Source organism: Pseudoalteromonas shioyasakiensis (assembly GCF_022398475.1).
Classification (GTDB): domain Bacteria; phylum Pseudomonadota; class Gammaproteobacteria; order Enterobacterales; family Alteromonadaceae; genus Pseudoalteromonas.
In genome coordinates, this window is the sequence record NZ_JAKEVM010000249.1 from 1 (window position 1) to 2,735 (window position 2,735).

Consider the following 2,735-nt stretch of genomic DNA (forward strand, 5'->3'; position numbering starts at 1 on the left):
GCTAGGAATTAAGCATGTTATTTTGCCCCAAAAAGACGTTTAATAATGTTATCGGACAAAATTAGGCTCTTACTCTAAAAAGCGGGAATAAATTTAACAGGCCCGTAAAAAATACCTCAGCAAACCAAAGAGCTTTGTCTTTATCCAATGTAAATCTTTTAGCTACATCTCCTCCAGCGCCACTATAACCAATTTCTACAACGTAATATTCTTTCATATTTACCCTCTTATTTTAGATTAATTACTTTTTTACTATTGAACCACAAAGTTGGCCATCACGCTCAGAGTAAGAAAATTTAAAATATTGAAACTCAGTAGATACCACTTTTATATTCTCAAGTTCAGCTGAGTAAGTGTCATTCAATAGTTTTTCCTCTCCACTTATAGTGTTTAAGGCCGTATACGTAGTAAACAAATCCACTTTTATTTGCTTTTCGATTGCAGCTCTATCATATGATAATGGATAACATGCAGTATTATCCCCATGGATAATTGCTGTAGCTTCGCTTGATAAGCACGCTAAGATTATTGATATTAGTGCTGTACTATTTTGCATTGAAAGTCTTCCACATCGAGCATTTAAATCTAAGGCTAACACACTCTTTAAATCACGCTATTTTCCAGAATTAAATAATTTAACTGGGCCGAAACAGACAGTTCCTTGCTTTGAGCTCAATAGAATCAATATCAAAGTAATAATTAAGGGAGTGTAAAATTCAAGCGGCAAAGTCATACCGTATCGAAAGTATGAATTCAAGCTGCAACTTACAATAGATAATGAAATACAAAGTGAAATGTAAAATAACCCCCGTACTGGGCTTTGCTTTTTTTTAATGAGTAACATTTGAACCTCCAATTATCATCACTCAATGATAAATTTCAATGGAACATATTAAGTTTATTTTTAATTAAAATTTCACTTTTTTAAGCCAAATAGATTTGAAAGTGTAAGCTTGCTGAAAAAAGACTGCCAGAAATTATAACTTTAATGAAGCTAATGGCGTTTTTAGTACTATTTTCGCCACACTATGACTCCTTCTCATCTAAACAGATGTAAATTTTTCTCCTCAAATACGCAGGCAAAAGATAACAGTTGGTCATATAAAAGCAATAATAAAGGACTATTGCTGGTAAACTCTCAGTACATTATTATTAAATTCGATGTAGTAGTTAGAGTTGGATGTTTGTATGGGAGCTTCGCCTATAGCCTTAATGAGCTTATTATTCTGCTTCATATTTTGGGTGATTTCTTTAGCTGTATTCTTAAAGCGTGAATTTATTCGTTCTCTTGCAATAGCGCAGCGCGTCAGAAAGTTGGTTCAAGAGTCGATTCAACTGGAGGTCTACATGAAAGGACTGCCAGTTAATGATGAGCGTTCTGCTGTCTTCCGTAGAATTCAAGAAATTAAAGCTGAACTTGCTGGAATAGAAGGCTTTCCTCAAAAGAGTAGTATTACCCCAGCCTATGCATCCAAGATAGAGCTCAAAAATGTTGTTAATTTAGCCAGCTACAAACGCAGAGCTTAATATGGAACATATAAATGCATTTGTAGTTTCTTATAACAAGTTATTTACTGCAGGAGCTAGTGACTTCTTTTTTAAATACTTGATGAGCTTTTCAGGCTTACTTTTTATGGTTTTCTGCCTAACTATCATTAAAGCCTACTTCAAAAAAACATCATTCTCACACATGTGTTTAGTAACATTCGTTACAATATCCTATTTATCAACTGATTACTTAATGGCTCTAGAGTACTTAAGAGAAGGGGGTGGTTTTATAGATGGTATAGTCAATATGTATTTGATGTTCTCTCTTTTTGATAGCATTACAGCGCTTATCATTGCCTTACTATTTCCTTTTATAAGAAAGGGTAAAGGATACTCAGATGGTTCAGTAATCACAATGTGTATCTTTTTGATAAATTCAGTCTTGCACCTAATTTTGATGTTAAATTATATTACGCAAAATTCCCTTAACCCTTTTTTAGGCTTTTTTTACTCTATTACTGTAAATATAAACGACTTGATATTACTTAGTGCATTTCTAGCACCAACTTTTATTACTAAAGTAAAACTTCTTTTTACGGAAAAATTGCTTTTACGCCAGTCGGATTAAAAATGGCCAAGGTCTTTCTGGCCATTCTCTTGCTAATTTGATTTTGCCTAGGCTGATTTGGAGGGTTTGGCTTTAATTGTTAAAGCACCTTCTAATGACGTTTTAATCTTCTTAGTAATTGTTGGAACAAAAGTAGGGTCAATAATTCCGTAATCAGCACTTTCTTCTAACGAACTTGCAACTACTTTATTTACAGTTTCAAGAAGTTCTTCAGGTCTAACATCTTCTAGACTTGTGTTTTCATTTATGTTCAGAAGAAGGTAGTCTAGGCTTACATTTTTTTTAATCGCAGTAGTTAAAATAAAATCCCATGGCATAGAAGGGCGGCTCAACCACATTTTCATAGTGCTCGCATTATGCCCTAAAGCTCGACGTCCATTCTCATCTTCAATTTCATGTAGCTCATCAACACCCCACACCTGTTTGCATCGTTCTAAAACTTGCGAGACGTATTTTTTCTTTGAGTCATCATCTAGATTTTTAAAGTATGTATCAGCCATGTTTGGTTGTTCTTATAAGATCACTAGCTTATATTCTAACAAAAAAAGATAAATTTAAAATGAACAAATAAAATCATGTTGTTCCTTGTCACATCTTGTTATGTAATAAAATCCTATAT

General features: G+C 33.5%; 5 protein-coding genes. 2 read left to right on the forward strand and 3 right to left on the reverse strand.

Going from position 1 to position 2,735, the window contains the following annotated elements; genetic code table 11:
• Window positions 1-61: 61 nt before the first annotated feature.
• Window positions 62-217 carry a hypothetical protein gene (locus tag L1D51_RS21130; RefSeq protein ID WP_199524872.1) on the reverse strand — a complete coding sequence of 52 codons (156 nt, stop codon included), beginning with the start codon at window positions 215-217 and terminating at the stop codon, window positions 62-64.
• 24 nt (window positions 218-241) lie between these two features.
• On the reverse strand, window positions 242-556 hold the full coding sequence (locus L1D51_RS21135) for a hypothetical protein (protein WP_063529482.1): 315 nt from the start codon (window positions 554-556) through the stop codon (window positions 242-244).
• Window positions 557-1,188: 632 nt separating this feature from the next.
• Here L1D51_RS21135 and L1D51_RS21140 point away from each other — a divergent pair.
• A complete protein-coding gene (locus L1D51_RS21140; protein WP_063529888.1) occupies window positions 1,189-1,527 on the forward strand; it encodes a hypothetical protein in 339 nt (112 codons plus the stop codon).
• Window position 1,528: 1 nt separating this feature from the next.
• Complete coding sequence (locus L1D51_RS21145) at window positions 1,529-2,116, forward strand: hypothetical protein (RefSeq protein ID WP_239964789.1); 588 nt, start codon at window positions 1,529-1,531, stop codon at window positions 2,114-2,116.
• 47 nt (window positions 2,117-2,163) lie between these two features.
• On the opposite strand, the gene L1D51_RS21150 is transcribed toward L1D51_RS21145, so the two are convergent.
• Complete coding sequence (locus L1D51_RS21150; RefSeq protein ID WP_063529890.1) at window positions 2,164-2,616, reverse strand: helix-turn-helix domain-containing protein; 453 nt, start codon at window positions 2,614-2,616, stop codon at window positions 2,164-2,166.
• Between the last annotated feature and the right edge of the window lie 119 nt (window positions 2,617-2,735).